This is a genomic window from Microbacterium sp. CFBP 8794 (assembly GCF_014841235.1).
Classification (GTDB): domain Bacteria; phylum Actinomycetota; class Actinomycetes; order Actinomycetales; family Microbacteriaceae; genus Microbacterium.
Window position 1 is genome coordinate 277,529 of the sequence record NZ_JACYTT010000004.1, and the last position, 16,473, is coordinate 294,001.

The window sequence follows — 16,473 nt, forward strand, 5'->3', positions numbered from 1 at the left end:
AATATATTCTTAATTACGGCATTGTCAACGAATGGCGTGATTATGACGCAGCCCCGTCTCATTTGAATTCCAGGCATAGTCGGGCCAAAATGATGCAGATGTGAGTAGCTCGTCAATTCCGGCGTTGATGGTGTCCTCAGGTTTGCGAGGTGGAAGATACTGCTCGTCAAATTGGACAAAATAGGATCGCTCATCTCCATCGAGAGAGATGTCAACGCTACGCACTTCGACATCCGCCCTTGCTGCAATCAAGGAAGCAATCTCCTGGATGGAAGCATTTTGGTCGGTTCGCCCGATGGCTGCGATATTAGGCAACTGCACGGTAGAGCCGAGGATCTGCTGAGCACAAATATTAGCCGCGTCGCGAACGTGGAGAAATGGGCGAATCTGGTCGCCGCCGCCGTGAATATCCAACACCTCGCGTCCGCGGGCCTTCTCGCAGAAGCGGTTGATCACCAGATCATTCCGCAGCCGTGGAGACGCCCCAAACAAGCTTGCGAACCGCCAGATGTAAACTTTGTCGTACCCGGATGCGAGCAGTTCGTTCTCACATATTCGCTTGCTCGATGCGTACGCCGGTAAATGTCCTTCGTGCGCCCGCGTGGCCGACGTCGATTCGCCTTGCTGCCTACCTAGGACGGAGCAGGTAGATGCGAAGAATAATGGGATACCGTGTGTCCGGGCCGCTCGGAGGACATTAATTGTGCCACCGACGTTGACGTCGGTGGCATACGTCGGGTCTACAGCGTACGCGGCTTCTCCGACTATGGCAGCGAGATGAACGACTACATCGTATTGAGACATTCGGGACGCGAGCGTCTGGTAGTCGAGGACGTTCCCATCTTTCTTGCGACGGTAGCTTGCTTCTCTATTGCGCAGGTATTGACCGTTGTCGTAGATATGAACAGCTGCTTTACCAGAAAGCTTCCTGGCCAGACACTGGCCCAGATATCCAAGGCCGCCAGTAATGAGAACCTTCAACAGTACCCCCCACTCTCAGGGATAAGACTGTTCCACCTCGGTCGATCAGTCAACGTCAGAATTGGGATGAGAACCCCGCCATCGTTCGGTGGCCTAGACGCGACGAGGCAGCAACCGCGGTACTTGTAGCAAGAGATCCTCCGCCGACACGTCGAGCACCTCGCAAATCATGAGCACAGTGGCAAGCCGAGGATTGGTAGCCGCGCCATCCTTCGTCACCGCACCGCGCTCGTACTGCTGGTACGCGTACAGCGAGATGCCTGCCCGTTCGGCCACCGCCTCCTGCGTCAGCCCGAGCGCGTCTCTCCGTCGTCGAAGGTTCATTCCGAGCGCCCGCGAGAACTCTGCCCATTCGGGCGTACTCGCGGGGTTGGTGCTCACCCTTCAAGCCTGGGACCAAGAAGATTTGGTGGTAACCAATAGAAATTGGTAATCTCCGGACGTACCCTGCCTGCCGTCCTGGACAGGCGCACGCCGGCCACCCTGCTCGGCGCTCATCCGCATACCTGGGGGATTCCGCCATGACCCGACCCGTACCCACTCGCAAAGCCGGACGGGCAGGCCGCACTACGGCCACCGTCCTCCTTGCCGCCGGATTGCTCGTCCTGACCATCGGAGGGACTGCCCAGGCGGCGTCCGCAACACCGTCAGAGGCGGGCCCCTACGACGACACCTACGCCATGATCACGAGCGGCCCCGATCAGACGGTCGACGCCAGCGGCGACGTGACGCTCTCGTTCGGCTACGACCTGCGCCCCGGCGTGGAACCCGAGCGCGACAACACCCCCCTTGAGGCCTACGTCGTCGACGATGCCGAGAACTACACCTACTTCACGGGTTCCGACACGACGCAGTTCCTCGACGTCACAGGCCCGGGTGCCTTCACGCAGACCATCACGCTCGCCCCCGGCACCTATACCCGCTACATCCGCAGCTACTACGTACTCAACTGCGACTGCTTCGGCACCAAAGACATCGTCGAGCCCTACACCTTCACCGTGCCCGAGAAGATCGACCCCACCCCCACCCCTACTGTGGCTCCGTCGCCCGAGCCCACGAGCACACCTTCGCCGGAACCGACAACCGAACCGACGGCCACGCCCACTCCGCAGCCGACCGAAACGGCGTCCCCCTCTCCCACTGCATCGGCTTCCCCGGTCGCCGTCTCGCTCTCGTCGACCACGGTCGCCCGAGGCAACCAGGTCACGGTGAGTGCAAGCGGCCTCGCGGCCGGTGAGTCGGTCGAGATCTGGTTGCACTCCACGCCGATCAAGCTGCTGTCGACCTCGGCCAGCGCAGACGGCACCATCTCTAAGACGGTGACCATCCCGTCCAACGCTGCCATTGGCTCCCACAGGATCGAGGTGCGCGGGGCGACCAGCGGCTCTGCCTACGCCTCGCTCACTGTCGCCAACGGCCTGGCCGTGACGGGCTTCGATCGCTCCAGTACAACCGCGGCAGGCATCGGGGCAAGCGTGCTTATTCTCGGTGGTATCGCCTTTGTCCTAGTGGCGCGTCGCCGCGCAGGCGCACACTCCTGATAGGAGCAACAGATCGGCCCGTCGTTCGAATGGGGCGGCGGGCCGATCTGTTGCTCCTCAGAGCGAAAGCCGGCCTGCTGAATTTGAAAGACCAGGCATCCGGGTGAGATTTCCCCCAACGCCGGTCGCGCGGGATCAAATCGTCGACCCTCTATCGACACGAATGGATTCGCTTCTCCACGGCGAGTAGATTGCTATACATGGCTACCCGACACATCTCCCACCTCATCGATGATCTTGATGGCAGCGTTCTCGAAGAAGGCGAAGGAAAGCAGATCTCCTTCTCTATCGAAGGACGCGCCTACGAGATTGACCTCTCCGACACGAACGCCGACAAGCTCTTCGGCGCATTCGCCCCGTTTGTCGACGCGGCCCGCTCCATCGGGTCTGCGAGTCGGTCCGCTGCTTCTCGCGGCGCGCGAACCAAGAGCGACCTCGACCTGGGCGCTGTGCGCGAATGGGCGCGCGCCAACGGACACACCGTCAGCGACCGTGGTCGCGTGCCGGCGACCGTGATCGACGCGTACAAGGCTGCAAACGCCTGACCCTGCTCTTCTCTTGCGCGTCTCCCTATGAACATCAACGCCCCCACTGTTTCGTGGGGGCGTTGATGGTTTTTCGGTGCCGGTGCCCCAGACCAAGTCTTCACTGCCATTTCCTCGAGCTTCTCGCAGGCCGCTTCTAGAAGGGCCCTGGTGTCTGCATCTTGTGTCTTAGGAAGCCGGAATTGTAAGTCATCGAACATGTCGACCGGGGCACAGAAAAGGGTAAGACTGAGCAACCGAGCGCACCCCGCAGTCGCCGGGACTGGCGAATTACCGGAACGAAAAGGCCTGTCATGACGCACACCGGCAACGCAAGCGAATGTCCACCGTGGTGTGCCGGCCACGATGACGGACAAGAACCTTCCCCACCACGCTGGCATCGCAGCGACGGGCACATTGTGCCCGTCGTAGAGCGCCGCCGAGTGACGCTCGGCGGCTCCGCCCCGGCGCCCCTCACCGCGGAGGACTACGTGGTGGCGCTGGAGAGGGACGCTCAGGCCACCTACCTCTACATTGGGCCGCTTGAAGATGGCACTCGCTTCATCGCAGTCACCACCGACAGCGCCGAGCGCCTGAACGCGGCAATCCGCATTGCCCTCGCATCAGCACATGAACATCGACGCCGGAACGCAGCACCGAGTTCGTAGCTGTGGTGGCCGAGCCGCATTCTCGATCAGGAGTGGTCGAACGGCCTTGCCTCGTCGTCGATGAAGTTTGGCCATCGTTCGTCATGGTCATCGTCGTCAGCGGAGGCATGGTCGGGTTGCACGTTTGACGCCACGATCTGAATCGAACTGGTGGACGAGACGAAGATGCTGAGCCGTTGTCCGCGATCGAGGGTGGCCCTGACAAACCCGCCGCCAGCTCGTGTCGCCTGGAGAATCTGCGCTTCGAGGTCGTCCACACGCTCTTCAGGACCGAGTTCATGAAGGGATCCATCGACAACCAGATGTATTCGCTCGATGCTGTTTGGCACACTTCGCACTATAACCTGGCCGCGTGAAGTGCTTCTACTGACGTGAAGTCAGGAAAAGTAGCTCGTTATCTCCTTCGGTCGTCGCGACGCGATTGCCGTGGAAAGCCGATGCAGTTGTTTCCGAGAAGAAATCCGACAGTCATTTTTCTGACTTGTTTGCTTCGGGACCACACAGCTTCAGGCCGGCGCTCCACAAACAAATCACCGCTGAGCTTCGCGAACGCGGATTCGCGAACGGCGACTTCGTCAACCTCACTGTCACCGTCGACATGTCGCGCAGGATCGCGCGGAGCTTCGCCCGCCCCGTGCACACTCTGATCGTCGGAGAAAGCATCGTCACCGCGGTGCTTTGAGGCTGGCTCGCAAACCCAGAAGCACACGCGATCAGCGACGCCTCGATCAGCGCAGCAGTGGAGCAGCTGCCTACCCGCGTCGCTAATCGCGACTTAGGTCAGATTGTTCCAGCGCAGTTGCGACTGAAACTGGTACCACGCGCCCGAGCCGTTGCGAGGCGTATCGTTCGAGCTCCGGATTTGGAGGCGAACCGTCACGGGGTTCGAAAAGGTTCCCAGATGAGTGAAGCCGGGCATGACACCCCAAGCCTTGCTCAGCTGCCCTCGTCCAACCACACTGCCGCTGCGAGTCGCTAATTCTAGGTTTGCCCACATTGCCTGGAACTGGTACCCGCTATCGAACGCGACGTCTGTGAAGCGCATCTCGACACGCCCGAGGACAGTGCGATACGTCGCGAATTCTCTGTATCCCGATACTGTGCCGCCGCTGATCTGGGCGGCGCCAGAGGGGTTGGTGTTGGTCCAAGCCATGATCTTCCCTAATGTCTAACTTGATCTGATTGGCGGCGCACCCACGAGCCACCTCGGCAAGAGGTATCTTGCTCGCGCTTTATGACCCCCGGCGGAACAGCCCGCGAGGGGCACGTGTGACGCGGACTAGTGCCGGACCTCTGCCCCACGAATCCGAGTTTGTACTCCTAGGCGCCGGGGAGTCTCACCCTGCAGCAACTGCCTGCAGGAGAGACTCGTAGTCCGCACCGCGTTCATCATCGCGAGCGGCGTCGAGAGCGTCCGTCATGATGATCTGGTTCGGATCCTCGAGGGCACGCTTTCGGGTGTTGCTGGAGTAACCAGCCTCAAGCAAGCTCAACATTCTGTCGGCTTCATCCAGGTCCCCGCGAGACTGGGCTTCGTTCGCGGCGAAGGCAACTGCCTCCTGCCAAACGAGATACGCCTCCGACTCCCCGCTGCCGACTTCCCAGGACGCATCCGGGACTGCACTGCGCAGAGCCGAATCGGCCGGGAAGGACCAGCCTGAAGGGAGCGCCAGGGGGAAGCGAGCGATAGCGTCCTTGTACTCAGCCCACACCTGTTCGAGGGTCAATGACGCTCTCGAGCTGGCTGCGTGAGTCGCTGCCCGGCCTGCCGATGTTTCTGCGCTCGCAGCACTGATCGGACCAACGCCCGTCGCTAAGGCCGCCGCGCCCGCGCCCGCCGTCAGCAAGAAGAGACGTCGTGACAGGACCGTCCGATTCTGATTCCCCACCTTGTTCCCCCTTTCGATACCTGCGGACCTCGTTTGCGCCGCCCGGCATCTAGCGCCCTCAATTTATCGACACCGGTCGGTCGCGATCTGTAGTCCTTTTGGGGGACAAACCAAAAATTTAAGAGATTACGTGGAGATCGAATGTGATCTGGCTGTTCGGTCCTCGCTAGGTGCCTTTCCATCGCGCGCTGTGAGCCCATGGCGGATGTCCACAAGGGCGGGCGTCGTACGACGCTGGTGGCGGTGCTCGACCTTGTTGCCCGACTCACCCCTCGCCCGGGCCCCCGAACGTTCCACCGGACGGAGATGTCGGACAGGTTGCCTGTTCGGGGACGGCGCCAGCAGTGGCCTTGATCGCGACGCCATCAGTCATGCGCGCAACCGTGAACACGATCCCCTCGAAGGAGTTCCGGGAGGGAACATGACCGAGCATCGCGATGTTCGCGTCTTCGGACAGGTTTCCAGCTCCGGCAGATGTGATCAGCCCCGAGGTCGGGTGATCCGCCAGCCACTGGACAGTGCTCGAGACCGTCGCACCCGGAAGAGTCCAGTACTCAGTCTTCTCCTCCATTGGACTGCACCACCACTCGTAAGTCTGCGAGTCAAGACTCGGCGTGGTTCGGGGTTCCGCTGCTGACGCCTGAACCCCCGAGGGCAGGCTGATCTGGCTCATCCACTCGTCGACTCGTTCTCGGGCGACAGGATCTGCCGCGCTCGGAGAGCCGGACGTGGGCGCATCTGCAGCGGAGGAGCTACTGGGTGAAGTCGTCGACGCCCCAGTTGCACATCCAGCCAGCAGAACGATGCTCGCAACGATTCCTAGGACGGCAACTGATCGTCGATTCATACGGCAGAGCGTAGGCGACCACGTGCAGTGATGCCACCAGCATCACACGCGAGCTGATGTTGCAATGGGGTTGACGTCTGAGCCGTCCACCGTTCGGGGGACAGACGAGTTTCGTGCGAACCGATAGCGTCGACCTCTGCCGTCCCATACGACCGCTTACGACTCCCGAATGGTTAACGATGTGCCCAAAGTTGCCCCGGAGATCGATGCTGAAGGCCGCAACTCCAGCCAGATGTGGCGCGTTCGCGACGAACCCCACCCTCCCCGTTCATCGAACACGCGTGGGGTGTGGGAAGGTGCTGCAAAATTCGTGACGGGCGGAGCGCGCAGAACACAGTCCCTCCCGGAGACGTCCCCGACGTGGTTGCTTGTGGCCCATAAATTACGATCGTCGTCCATTGCCACGAGATTCGGCGTCCTTTCTGTCTTATCCGCAAGACGTATCCGAGATAGTCGCTAGTGTCGGGCGCCGATATTGACCGGTTAACTTTTGCCCCCGCCGTGCGGCCGCGTTCATCGACGCGCCCAAGTCATACGAATGGAGAAAATGATTAGCAGTATCAGCAGACGAACGGTGCTACAGGTAGCGACAGCTATCGGAGGCGCTGTGCTTGCGGGCCCGCCAGCTTCCCGCGCTGCGACAGCTTCCGCGAACACGCCGGAAAGTAAGATCTCGTGGAGCGAGCAAGACCTAGGTCAATCCTCGTTCTTTGTCGGTGATTGGGCCTCGGCCGGAACCGCGTTCTTCCCCCGTGCGATAGACGTCGGCCTCTCCGACGACCGCAGACTATTTGTCGCAAAATGGGATTCTCGGCTCTTTCAGATTGAACCTTTGGCTCAGCTCGACAGCGATGAGTTGGACGCGCCCACCCAGACTGTTGTCATCGGAGCTGAGAGCGGCGTAGCGACACTGGCCGTCCCGGCCGGTATTTCAACGGTCTTGTTTCGCGTGCGCGCTATCAACCTCTATCCCCAGGAGAATGTTGGGGATGCAGTAGACACCTGTTTCCAGCTCAACTCCGAAGCAGGCGAAGAAATCGCGCGGGCCGTCTTGAGCGCAACGTACCGCGCCGCGAGCCCCTGGGGCGCCGAAGTTTTAGTGACGTGGCTGTGCGTGGATGGTCAAATTCTCCCAGGCGTGACCGAGGTTTGTAGTATGGGACCGAAGCCGATACCGCCCGGTACGCACCTCGCGCTGCGGGGCTCAAACGGAGCGCCGGAGATGGTGGGGCTTATCAACGGAGATCAAGGGCGGTCTATTCCGTCCTCACGAGAGGATCTCGGTGACGGTCTGCAAGAAACGCTTTTCATCCTCGCCGAGGAAATAGCCGCGGGTGACAAACTTGTGATTATCAGTGCGGTCAAGACCTCGAACTCAGAGCCTTCGGAATTTGGTATCAGGTTGCCGGCCGTCGTCCTTCGACCATCTGAGAGCGACTTCGAATTTCGCGACACCAGGCTGCTTGCGGCGTACCCTGTCACCCCTTCAGGCGCACCCCTCAGCAGCTTTGTTCCGACGCCTACTGTTCTGAACCGAGAGATTGAGAAGGAATAGCGTATGTCGGATCCGTGGGTCTCAAATACTCAAAAGTGGCTGAACATCAACTTCAGCCCCAAGGCTGGCTTTTCTAGACTCGACGAGGATGGCGTCAGCGGGTGGCAGACTATGTACGCCCTTACGCGCTCACTTCAATTTGAGCTAGGCGTCAGCCCACTTTCTGATAATTTTGGCGCTGGCACGCTTGCTGCTCTGACGAGCTTCGGGTCTCTTAGTGCTTCCAATCCAGGAAAAATCTCGAATATAGTCAAAATTGCTCAGGGCGCCCTATATTGTAAGGGGTACAACGCCGGCAATGGCGGTTTTACCGGGCTCTGGGACGCTACTACGCAGCAGGCCGTGACTTCCCTCCGTAGCGATCTAGGGCTCGGCGTATCCTCAAGCGATCTCCATCCCAAGATTTTCAAGTTCTTGCTGACCATGGACGCCGCAACGCTCGTCGCGAACGGAGACTCCGTGATCCGGGCCGGCCAACGCGCGATGAACGCGCGTTACATCAACCGGCGCAATTTCTACGTAGTCCCCACCGACGGCGTCTTTCAGCGCGACATCCACCGCGCCTTGATGTACGCCGTTCAGTACGAACTTGGATTGGATGACGACACCGCCAACGGCAATTTTGGACCGACTACGAAATCCAAGATCCAGAGTCTCGCGAACATAGGCGAGGGCTCCGTCGACTCCTCTAAATACTTTGTGCGGTGGTTCAACTTCGCGCTTAGGGTGAATGGTTTCGCCTCCACATTCAGTGGCTCATTCACAGCAACGACCGCATCTTTCGTGAAAAGTTTTGAACAGTTCGCGGCCCTTCCAGTGACTGGCCGTGGAAACGTGCAAACGTGGGGGTCTCTGCTCGTAAGCACTGGCGACGACTCCCGCCCGGGCGCCGCTGCTGACTGCATCACGACCTTGACGTCGCAGCGCCTCTCTACTCTGAAGGCGGCCGGGTACACACACTTCGGTCGGTATCTGGCCAACACAATCGACAACGTGCCCGACAAGGAACTCAAGCGCGGTGAGGCCGCGCGCATCGTCTCTAGCGGCGGCCGGATTTTTCCTCTTTTCCAGACGGGTGGGAGCGAGCCGGAACATTTCACCGCCCAGCGCGGAAAAGAGGTTGCTGAAGAAGCGGCGGTCACGGCGTGGGCGAATCGAATTCCAGCCAATGCTGTCATCTACTTCAGCGTGGACTACGATATCTCTGATCCGGAAATCACCCGCAACGTTATTCCCTACTTCCGCGCAGTCAATGACAACCTTTCGAAACACGGCAGAAGCTATCGTGTGGGTATCTACGGGCCACGTAGTGTGTGTAAACAGGTCAGTGCAGCTGGGCTGGCGGTTTTTAGCTTCGTGAGTGATATGTCAACTGGCTACGCAGGCAATATCGGCCAAACTCTGCCAACAAATTGGGCTTTCGACCAGATCCAGACGTTGACGGTAGCTGCCGGCAGTCCGGGAATGATCGAGATTGATAAGAATATTGTCTCCGGTCGGGATGCGGGCGTTTCTGCGCTAGCTACCGCTACGAACGTCGGAGACGATCCGCTCATCCCATCCGCGAGATTCGCTGCGTTTGGGACCGCATGGTTCGATCATTGTTACGGGTACGGCGACTCCGCACTACAGAAGTCTTTTATGACAAACAATCGCGAGGCAGTCACGGGCTGGGTTCGCACGTACGATTCATTCATCACTGGCCTGGCTCGAAAGTACAAAGTTTACAAGGCGCTGGTGCTCACGCCCCTTATTTGGGAGGGTTTGGCGATATGGGGGTCGGACGCAGCGAAGGACGAGTACGTTCGCTCGTTCTATCGCAACTTGGAAAAGCAGGCGGCAAACGGTAATGAGGTCCCTTCGCCGGAGCAGGTCGACTCGTCCACAGGGCCAGCGCAAATCTTCGCCAGGACCGCCATTCTTGCACGTACTTGGGCGCGAGACGCCAAACTCATTACTGAGCGGGAGTACAAATTCTCGGCGTGGCGGGATCGCTGGGAGGTCTGGCAAAAGCTGTCGACCGATTTCGAGTACAGCATCGAGACCTGCCTGTTGGTAATGATGTACTACGCGAACACCCGGACGAGTGTAGGTGCTACCGACATGCGCTACCTAACTCCGGCGCAAGTAATGAGTGCGCTGACCGGGTATAACGGCGATGGCATATACGGGAGAAAGCGCATGACCTTGTACTATCTCATTCAGCGTTGGCACCAGGACTTCCGTTCATGAGCCCAGTGTTGGAGTCGTCTCGGCGGAGATTATGGCGAGCCCTTGCAAGTGTGCTCACGGGACTACCTATTCTGGTTTTGTGCGGACTCGGGGCTGTTGTCAGCTTGGGTTCTCTCGGGTCATCGAGCGATGAGGGAGAGAACGGAGTCACCGTCGTCCTTGGCCTCGCCGCTGCGGCGCTCGCGGTACTGGTAGCCATGACACAGTCGCGTTCGCTAGCGCGGATCTTGTCGATCCGTTTAGAGATTTCCGGCCTACTAGTCGTTCTTCTCGCAGGGACGTGGGTGATCGTCATACTCAACTTATATGGCAATGCGGAAATCATGCGCGGGGTCAGCACTCTACCGGTCTTGTTGCGGGTCGTATTTTTAACCGGATTCACCCTACCGGCCGTCGTCTTTGGGCTCGTAGGCCTGGCTCTCACCAGCGCCAAGGGAAGCGAACCTGCTCGAGACGCAACGTAAGCAATCCCAGGGGTGACGCGAAGCGGTCCGTTCGCTCGTCTGTTCGTGGATCGCCGATCGGTGCTGCTGGGGTCTCGATGTGTTTTGGTCGGGCCTCGCCTCGTGCGTCGCTTTGGCGAGGAGTCAGGTCGTTTGTTCTATCGCCGAGTGACGTTTCCGCCTCACGCAGTTGACCGCGACCCGGGGTCAACCGGAGCAGACGTGGCGCAGTCGCTACTCGAACCACCCGAGGATGCGATGGACAGGGTCCGAGCCGCATACGGCTATATGTGGCTGTGGGTACAACCCGACGAGCCCATTCCCATGTGGACAGGCGCCCAGACCAGCTGACCTCCGTCCCGTCAACGCGCCGGAGGCTGCGGCTGAAAAGGTCCGCGATGATGTCGGCGGTATAGACCAGCCTGATTTCAAGGGCGGCAATGGACGATGCGCGTGGCCCAGATGGATCGAGCATCTCTCCTGAGACTTAGTAAGGTCACACTGTCCGGCTCTGCTCGTCTCGCCTCTTCGTCTCCGAGCTCGTCCGATCGGATGGTTGGCACCGCACACGTTCCGTCGTTCACTGGGAACAGCGGGTGCTGCAGTTCAGTCCTGGCACCCGCTCCCGAAGCTTCGTTGCCGGCATGCGGTCTTGTAGAGAACCAAGAGAGTTCTCGGGCCGCACCCGTCAAGGAGGAAACCTGCTCGTGAGCGAGTCCAACGCCACTACCCCGCCCCCGCCCGCGTCCGCCAACGGACTCGGCTACGGCCCGATCAAACCCCTCGCGGTTAGACTTAACGAGTCCACCCGCACCCAGCTGGACATCATCGCCCAGCTCAACGACCGGACCGTCACCGACGAAGTCCGCCTCGCCGTCGAAGCCTGGATCGACAAGGCCCGAACTGACCCGCACATCCAACGCCGCGCGAAAGACGTGCGCGACGAGATCGAACGCGAGGCAGCCGGCAAACGCGATGCGATCGCGGCAATCTTCAACGCCGCCCCGGCACCGAAGACGCCGCGCACGCCGCCGAAGCCCCAGGGAACCTGACGGCTCCACCCCACCCGGGCGGCCGGCTTGAGCTTCGTCCATTCGGACGCTCGCTCGTCGGCCGCCCCGCCCCACTCCCCCGCGCCGACTGCCCGACCTCGTTTGTGCTCTGCGATTCCACGAGAACCACCCCGGTTCCCGGTCGCACGCACAAAGGAGGAACACCACCATGGTGCAGGGCATCATCATCCCGGCAGACAACACCGCACCGCTCAGGACCACCACGTTGGATTTCTTGGAGGACTACCAGCGGGCCGTCGGCGGCTGGATCGAGGCGGTCGATATCCCCGAGCTCGGCGTCACGATGTACGTCAACGAGGAAGGACTTATCCGCGACCTGCCGTTCAATCGGCGCGCCACGTTCCTGTGGCGGTTTCACGTTCCGCAGGCTCGCGACGCCCGACTCGTCGGCGACATCGCGGTTGTTGGACTGACCGACGAGGAGGGTGAGAACACAGACATGCCGAGTGAGCTCTGGCGGCGGCTACTTGAGCCGGGGATGTACCGAGTTCGGACCCGTGAGAGTGGCGCTACCCGGTGGCACGAAGAGCCGATCGACCGAGACGATTACGTCGAAACGATGGTATGGGCGGTGCTTCTGCAAGAGATGTCGCCCGCGCTGGAGGTGCGGATCGAGCGCGTTGACGGCAGCGGCGACATGGATAGTCAGCCATGACGAGGGGCGGTGGTCAGCCCGATGGCCACCGCCTCCCTCATTTCGGTGGCGGTTCGTTAGCCACGAGGTGGCTTACGAGCCCGCCGCGTTTCTACACCCTTGAACTTTCCCTTGGACTTCTTCGAGCGGACATAATTCCCGTTCCCATCGAAGAGATCGAACAGCATGGTCAGCAAGTTCTTCTGCTGATAGCGGTTCTTTTGCTGTCCGATGCGATAGCCCTTGCCTGTGTTTTTCGCCACGATTCTCCCGTCAAGGCGCGCCAGTCATCGCTGAATCTACAACACAACCCGCAACCCAGCGCTCAACCGATGGAGTACCGCTCACTGTAGGTAAGAGACTCATCGGGCATCCATCAGGAGTGGTCGCTTGGAAGCTTCCTCACCGGCGCACCGTCGCACGCGGTGTGATGCGCGGCCCGCCATAGCGTGGCAGATACAGTCTGTCCTGCGTTCGTGGGAGAGTGCAGCTAGATCGTGTCGTGTAGGGCGTGGGTCTCGGGGGCAGGGGAACAATGAGGTACAGGAATGCGGCATCAGCATTTATCGGGGAGTTGTCTCAGGTTGACGCTGCGGGGCAAAGCGTCACGGTGCGTGGGGCGGGGACGCGTGAGCTACTCTCCCGAACGTTGACCATCGAGAGGCCGATGGAACGCTTCATCACAATTCCGGGGCGGAGAAACGACCCGTTCGCCACGATTGCGGAGTCTATGTGGGTCCTCTCAGGGCGCGACGACGTATCCTTTCTCTCTCGGTACCTCCCCCGTGCGCCGCAGTTCTCTGATGACGGTATCCATTGGAGAGGGGCCTACGGGCCGCGACTTCGGGACTGGTTGGGCGTCGACCAGGTGAACGAAGTGAGGAAGCTCCTCCTCGAAGACCCACTGACGCGACGCGCCGTCATGTCCATCTTCGATCCGGCACGAGACTACGTCGAGACACGTGATGTGCCGTGCAATAACTGGCTCCACTTTGTACAGCGAGATGGGGTGCTCCATCTCAACGTCGTCGTTCGTTCCAATGATTTGATCTGGGGATTTTCGGGGATCAACACCTTCGAGTGGAGTGTTCTTCATGAGATGATGGCCCACTGGGTGGGTGCGAACGTAGGTCCCGTGACCTTCTTCGTTTCTTCGCTCCACTACTACGACGAACGCTCTCCACAGGTCAGAGCGTCTCTAGCGGGTTACAGCGGTCGCGCTGGCTACGAAGACGGATGGATCGGAGCGCGCTTTGCAACGCCCTGGCAGGATCTCTCTGGCGTGATGCACCAATGGTTCGAGATCGAAGCCAAGCTTTCATCAGGCTCGGATGCACAGGCAGACATTCTCAACTTCCCGGACCCGCTGCTGCGTGATTTCTTGCGGGCATTGAGGGTCAAGTGGGCGTCGCATCAAGGTGCCAGCGACAGTACGCTCCGCGCAATGGTCGAGGAGCTCGGAAAGTCCGACATAGCCTTTGCGCTCCACGAACTTCTGTTCCGGGATTCGCTCAGTCTCCCCCGATCTGACAAAGCGGAGTCCTCCGCCGACGGCCTTCGCGAGGCGGTAGCGGATCTACACCGCAGCAAGGACGCAGGCTACGGCAGCGCTTGGAAGCGCCGCGGCGAGCAGGTCAGCATCATGGCAAACCTCGCCCGCAAGGCGGACCGACTCGAGAACGTCGCGGGTGGCGCCCCGACCGGTGCAGAAAGTCTCCTCGACACCGCTGTCGATCTGGCTGTCTACGCATTGAAGTACGAAACGTTCTTGGCGGACGAAGACGAGAAGATTGCACACGGGTTGTATGGCGAATCCACCAGCGGCCCCCACAGCGACGGACCGGCCGGGTTCGAGGTTCTTATTGCATCACGTCCGTTCGATGTCCCACACGGCACGGTGCGCGAAGAGGTGCCGCAGGTAGTAGAACTCTTCTCTCAACTCGACCTGCTCGTGAGGAGTAGCGCAACGAGTGTGGACGCGAAAGCGATCGCGGCGCGTTCGCTGAGCGACGCCGCCATCCGGCTCCTGCTCGCCGCCGCGCAAAATTTGCCGGACGCAGTCTCCGCAATCCGTCGCGAGATTGGGGGCTGATCGATGAACCCCCAAGCAATCGAGAAGATCCGTGAAGACGCACTAACGCACGCGTCGCAAGGGGTCACCGAGTTCGGAATGATCGGCCAAGACGTGGCAGGAGTTGGGTTTGCCAGCTGGTTCCGCAGTCACCTGCCCGGGTGCGAACTCACCTGGTATGGCGGCGGCCCACTAGCTGACGCGGGGCCCGCTTCGGCTCGCCCCCTCTCCACGCTCGGCCTAGATCAACCACCAGTTGTCGTGGTCATGGAGGATCAAGCGAAGGAAGCGATCATACGAGCAGCGCTGCCGCATCTTGGCTATTCACCGAAGCTGGTCGTAGCGGGGTACGAACACTACTCATTCACTGATCCCCTGTTTTCATCCCTTCTCGCAGACCTGCTCGTCCCATCAATTGCAAACGGCTACCCCAACACGCTGACCCACATATTCCAATGCGTTCGTCGCGCCGCTGAGCTCGAACTCAAGGGTGCCCTCGTGGAATTTGGAGTATTCAGGGGTGGCACCACAATGTTCTTGGCGAAACTCCGTTACGCCCTTCGACAATCATGGCCGATTTTAGGGTTCGATACATTCGGCGGATTTCCTCCACGACGGTCACCACTAGACATGTACGACCACCCCGGCGCAGAATTTCACGACTTCGAGGCAGTACAACGATATCTGTCCGATGCCGAAATCGAACTGGTCAAGGGCGACATTGTAGAGACGGCTTCACAGCTTGGAGACCGTCCCGTCGTACTAGGGTTTATTGACACCGATAATTATAGCTCCGCGACCGCTGCCACGACCGCGCTGCGCGATAACGTCGTCGTGGGTGGTGCGATTATATTCGACCACCTAACCGGTGTGGACAGATTTCGATACACCCTGGGCGAGCGCATGGCAGCCACTCCATTGCTCGAGGACCCGAGGTATTTTAATCTGCACGGTACCGGAGTATTCTTGAGACAACAGTAATTGAAAGAGAATCTTGCATGAATAGCCCTACCCCTCGCCCCGGCGTTTACGAAATATATTGGAAGTTTGCAGCAGAGCGCCAGCGCACATTTGAGGCGCGCGTCAGAGGAGATGAGGCACCGTTCACGGATGACCCGATCATCCAGAATTACAAGTTCTGCAATGTTTTCCGGGCTGCGGATCGAGTCTCCCAGTACATGATTCGCGACGTCGCCTACCGCGCTGATGACTCGAGTCCGCAGGATCGAATCTTCCAGATCGTTGCATTTCGCACATTTAGCAACACGCGCACGTGGGACACGCTAACTGAGATTCTTGGGCGATCTCCGCGCATTACCGACCTCGAGGACGACTCGTTCGAAAATGCGCTCACCATGACCAAGGAAAGAAACAGTGGCCTTTATACCGGCGCTTTCATCTTATGCGCGACGAATGCTTATGGTCGAACTCAGAAGCACTTGAATCACGTCGAGCTGTTCCGAGATATGTTCGTCATTCAGGGGCTTGCGGACGAGTTGCTAGCTGCGCAGTCCTTGCAAGCCGTCTACGAGGCGCTTCACCGCTTTCCCCTGATGGGCGACTTCATGTCGTATCAGACTGCGGTGGATTTGAACTACTCCGAATTCGTTAACTTCTCCGAAGATGACTTCACGCAACCCGGACCTGGAGCACTTCGAGGACTGAGAAAGGTATTCAGTGACTTTGGCGGTTTAACCCCGCGGGAAGTGATTATGTGGATGGTCGAGCACCAGGAGGAGGAGTTCGCGCGGTTGGGGCTGAGATTTGACGGCCTGTGGGGACGTCCTCTGCACGCAATAGACGCCCAGGGCCTCTTCTGCGAGACGGACAAGTACTGCCGAGAAGCGTTACCCGAGCTCCGCAGCGCAAGATCGCGAATCAAAGCCCGGTTCTCACAGACGAGCGAGCCCATGACCCTGTTCTTTCCGCCCAAATGGGGCCTCAACGACAAGCTCCCGAAAGCCCCCGTCCTCGGCGCGAAGATAGAGAGCCGACTCGAACCCCTGTTCTGATTT

Annotated in this window: 17 protein-coding genes; 11 read left to right on the forward strand and 6 right to left on the reverse strand. The window is 59.8% G+C overall.

What is annotated here, in order from left to right:
• Window positions 1–24: 24 nt before the first annotated feature.
• Together IFU19_RS12215 and IFU19_RS12220 are read right to left on the reverse strand one after the other, a co-directional pair.
• Window positions 25–981 carry an NAD-dependent epimerase/dehydratase family protein gene (locus IFU19_RS12215; RefSeq protein ID WP_192014073.1) on the reverse strand — a complete coding sequence of 319 codons (957 nt, stop codon included), beginning with the start codon at window positions 979–981 and terminating at the stop codon, window positions 25–27.
• Between the two features lie 93 nt (window positions 982–1,074).
• Window positions 1,075–1,362 (reverse strand): helix-turn-helix domain-containing protein, encoded by a 288-nt coding sequence (locus tag IFU19_RS12220; protein ID WP_199858745.1) that lies wholly within the window; start codon window positions 1,360–1,362, stop codon window positions 1,075–1,077.
• Window positions 1,363–1,502: 140 nt separating this feature from the next.
• Here IFU19_RS12220 and IFU19_RS12225 point away from each other — a divergent pair, with 140 nt between their 5' ends.
• From IFU19_RS12225 to IFU19_RS17160, 3 genes are all read left to right on the forward strand, one after another.
• Window positions 1,503–2,522: a hypothetical protein gene (locus IFU19_RS12225; RefSeq protein WP_192014075.1), complete on the forward strand. Its 1,020-nt coding sequence runs from the start codon at window positions 1,503–1,505 to the stop codon at window positions 2,520–2,522.
• Window positions 2,523–2,722: 200 nt separating this feature from the next.
• Window positions 2,723–3,067: a histone-like nucleoid-structuring protein Lsr2 gene (locus IFU19_RS12230; RefSeq protein WP_192014077.1), complete on the forward strand. Its 345-nt coding sequence runs from the start codon at window positions 2,723–2,725 to the stop codon at window positions 3,065–3,067.
• A gap of 293 nt (window positions 3,068–3,360) precedes the next feature.
• Window positions 3,361–3,714, forward strand: a complete 354-nt coding sequence (locus IFU19_RS17160; protein WP_441004775.1) for a DUF6907 domain-containing protein — start codon at window positions 3,361–3,363, stop codon at window positions 3,712–3,714.
• A gap of 26 nt (window positions 3,715–3,740) precedes the next feature.
• Here IFU19_RS17160 and IFU19_RS12235 read toward each other — a convergent pair whose 3' ends face one another.
• The gene (locus tag IFU19_RS12235; protein ID WP_192014079.1) at window positions 3,741–4,043 is read right to left on the reverse strand and encodes a hypothetical protein; all 303 of its coding nucleotides are present in this window, start codon (window positions 4,041–4,043) and stop codon (window positions 3,741–3,743) included.
• 92 nt (window positions 4,044–4,135) lie between these two features.
• Between IFU19_RS12235 and IFU19_RS12240 the strand changes: the two genes are divergently transcribed.
• Entirely contained in the window at window positions 4,136–4,396 is a 261-nt protein-coding gene (locus IFU19_RS12240; RefSeq protein WP_192014081.1) for a hypothetical protein, read from the forward strand.
• A 93-nt stretch (window positions 4,397–4,489) separates the two neighbouring features.
• Here the strand turns inward: IFU19_RS12240 and IFU19_RS12245 are convergent, their stop codons facing one another.
• Window positions 4,490–4,867: a hypothetical protein gene (locus tag IFU19_RS12245; protein WP_192014083.1), complete on the reverse strand. Its 378-nt coding sequence runs from the start codon at window positions 4,865–4,867 to the stop codon at window positions 4,490–4,492.
• 184 nt (window positions 4,868–5,051) lie between these two features.
• Window positions 5,052–5,441 carry a hypothetical protein gene (locus IFU19_RS12250; RefSeq protein ID WP_192014085.1) on the reverse strand — a complete coding sequence of 130 codons (390 nt, stop codon included), beginning with the start codon at window positions 5,439–5,441 and terminating at the stop codon, window positions 5,052–5,054.
• A gap of 1,841 nt (window positions 5,442–7,282) precedes the next feature.
• Here IFU19_RS12250 and IFU19_RS12255 point away from each other — a divergent pair.
• The 4 genes from IFU19_RS12255 (at window position 7,283) to IFU19_RS12270 (ending at window position 12,408) form a co-directional block, all read left to right on the forward strand.
• Complete coding sequence (locus IFU19_RS12255) at window positions 7,283–8,005, forward strand: hypothetical protein (protein WP_192014087.1); 723 nt, start codon at window positions 7,283–7,285, stop codon at window positions 8,003–8,005.
• A 3-nt stretch (window positions 8,006–8,008) separates the two neighbouring features.
• A complete protein-coding gene (locus IFU19_RS12260) occupies window positions 8,009–10,237 on the forward strand; it encodes a glycoside hydrolase domain-containing protein (protein ID WP_192014091.1) in 2,229 nt (742 codons plus the stop codon).
• A 1,150-nt stretch (window positions 10,238–11,387) separates the two neighbouring features.
• A complete protein-coding gene (locus IFU19_RS12265) occupies window positions 11,388–11,732 on the forward strand; it encodes a hypothetical protein (protein ID WP_192014093.1) in 345 nt (114 codons plus the stop codon).
• Window positions 11,733–11,901: 169 nt separating this feature from the next.
• On the forward strand, window positions 11,902–12,408 hold the full coding sequence (locus IFU19_RS12270) for a DUF3846 domain-containing protein (protein WP_192014097.1): 507 nt from the start codon (window positions 11,902–11,904) through the stop codon (window positions 12,406–12,408).
• A 56-nt stretch (window positions 12,409–12,464) separates the two neighbouring features.
• On the opposite strand, the gene IFU19_RS12275 is transcribed toward IFU19_RS12270, so the two are convergent.
• Window positions 12,465–12,650: a hypothetical protein gene (locus IFU19_RS12275; RefSeq protein WP_192014099.1), complete on the reverse strand. Its 186-nt coding sequence runs from the start codon at window positions 12,648–12,650 to the stop codon at window positions 12,465–12,467.
• A 272-nt stretch (window positions 12,651–12,922) separates the two neighbouring features.
• Between IFU19_RS12275 and IFU19_RS12280 the strand changes: the two genes are divergently transcribed.
• The 3 genes from IFU19_RS12280 (at window position 12,923) to IFU19_RS12290 (ending at window position 16,470) form a co-directional block, all read left to right on the forward strand.
• Complete coding sequence (locus IFU19_RS12280; protein ID WP_274604688.1) at window positions 12,923–14,479, forward strand: thymidylate synthase; 1,557 nt, start codon at window positions 12,923–12,925, stop codon at window positions 14,477–14,479.
• A gap of 78 nt (window positions 14,480–14,557) precedes the next feature.
• A complete protein-coding gene (locus IFU19_RS12285; RefSeq protein ID WP_192014105.1) occupies window positions 14,558–15,439 on the forward strand; it encodes a TylF/MycF/NovP-related O-methyltransferase in 882 nt (293 codons plus the stop codon).
• A 17-nt stretch (window positions 15,440–15,456) separates the two neighbouring features.
• A complete protein-coding gene (locus tag IFU19_RS12290; RefSeq protein WP_192014109.1) occupies window positions 15,457–16,470 on the forward strand; it encodes a nucleotide kinase domain-containing protein in 1,014 nt (337 codons plus the stop codon).
• Window positions 16,471–16,473 lie beyond the last annotated feature (3 nt).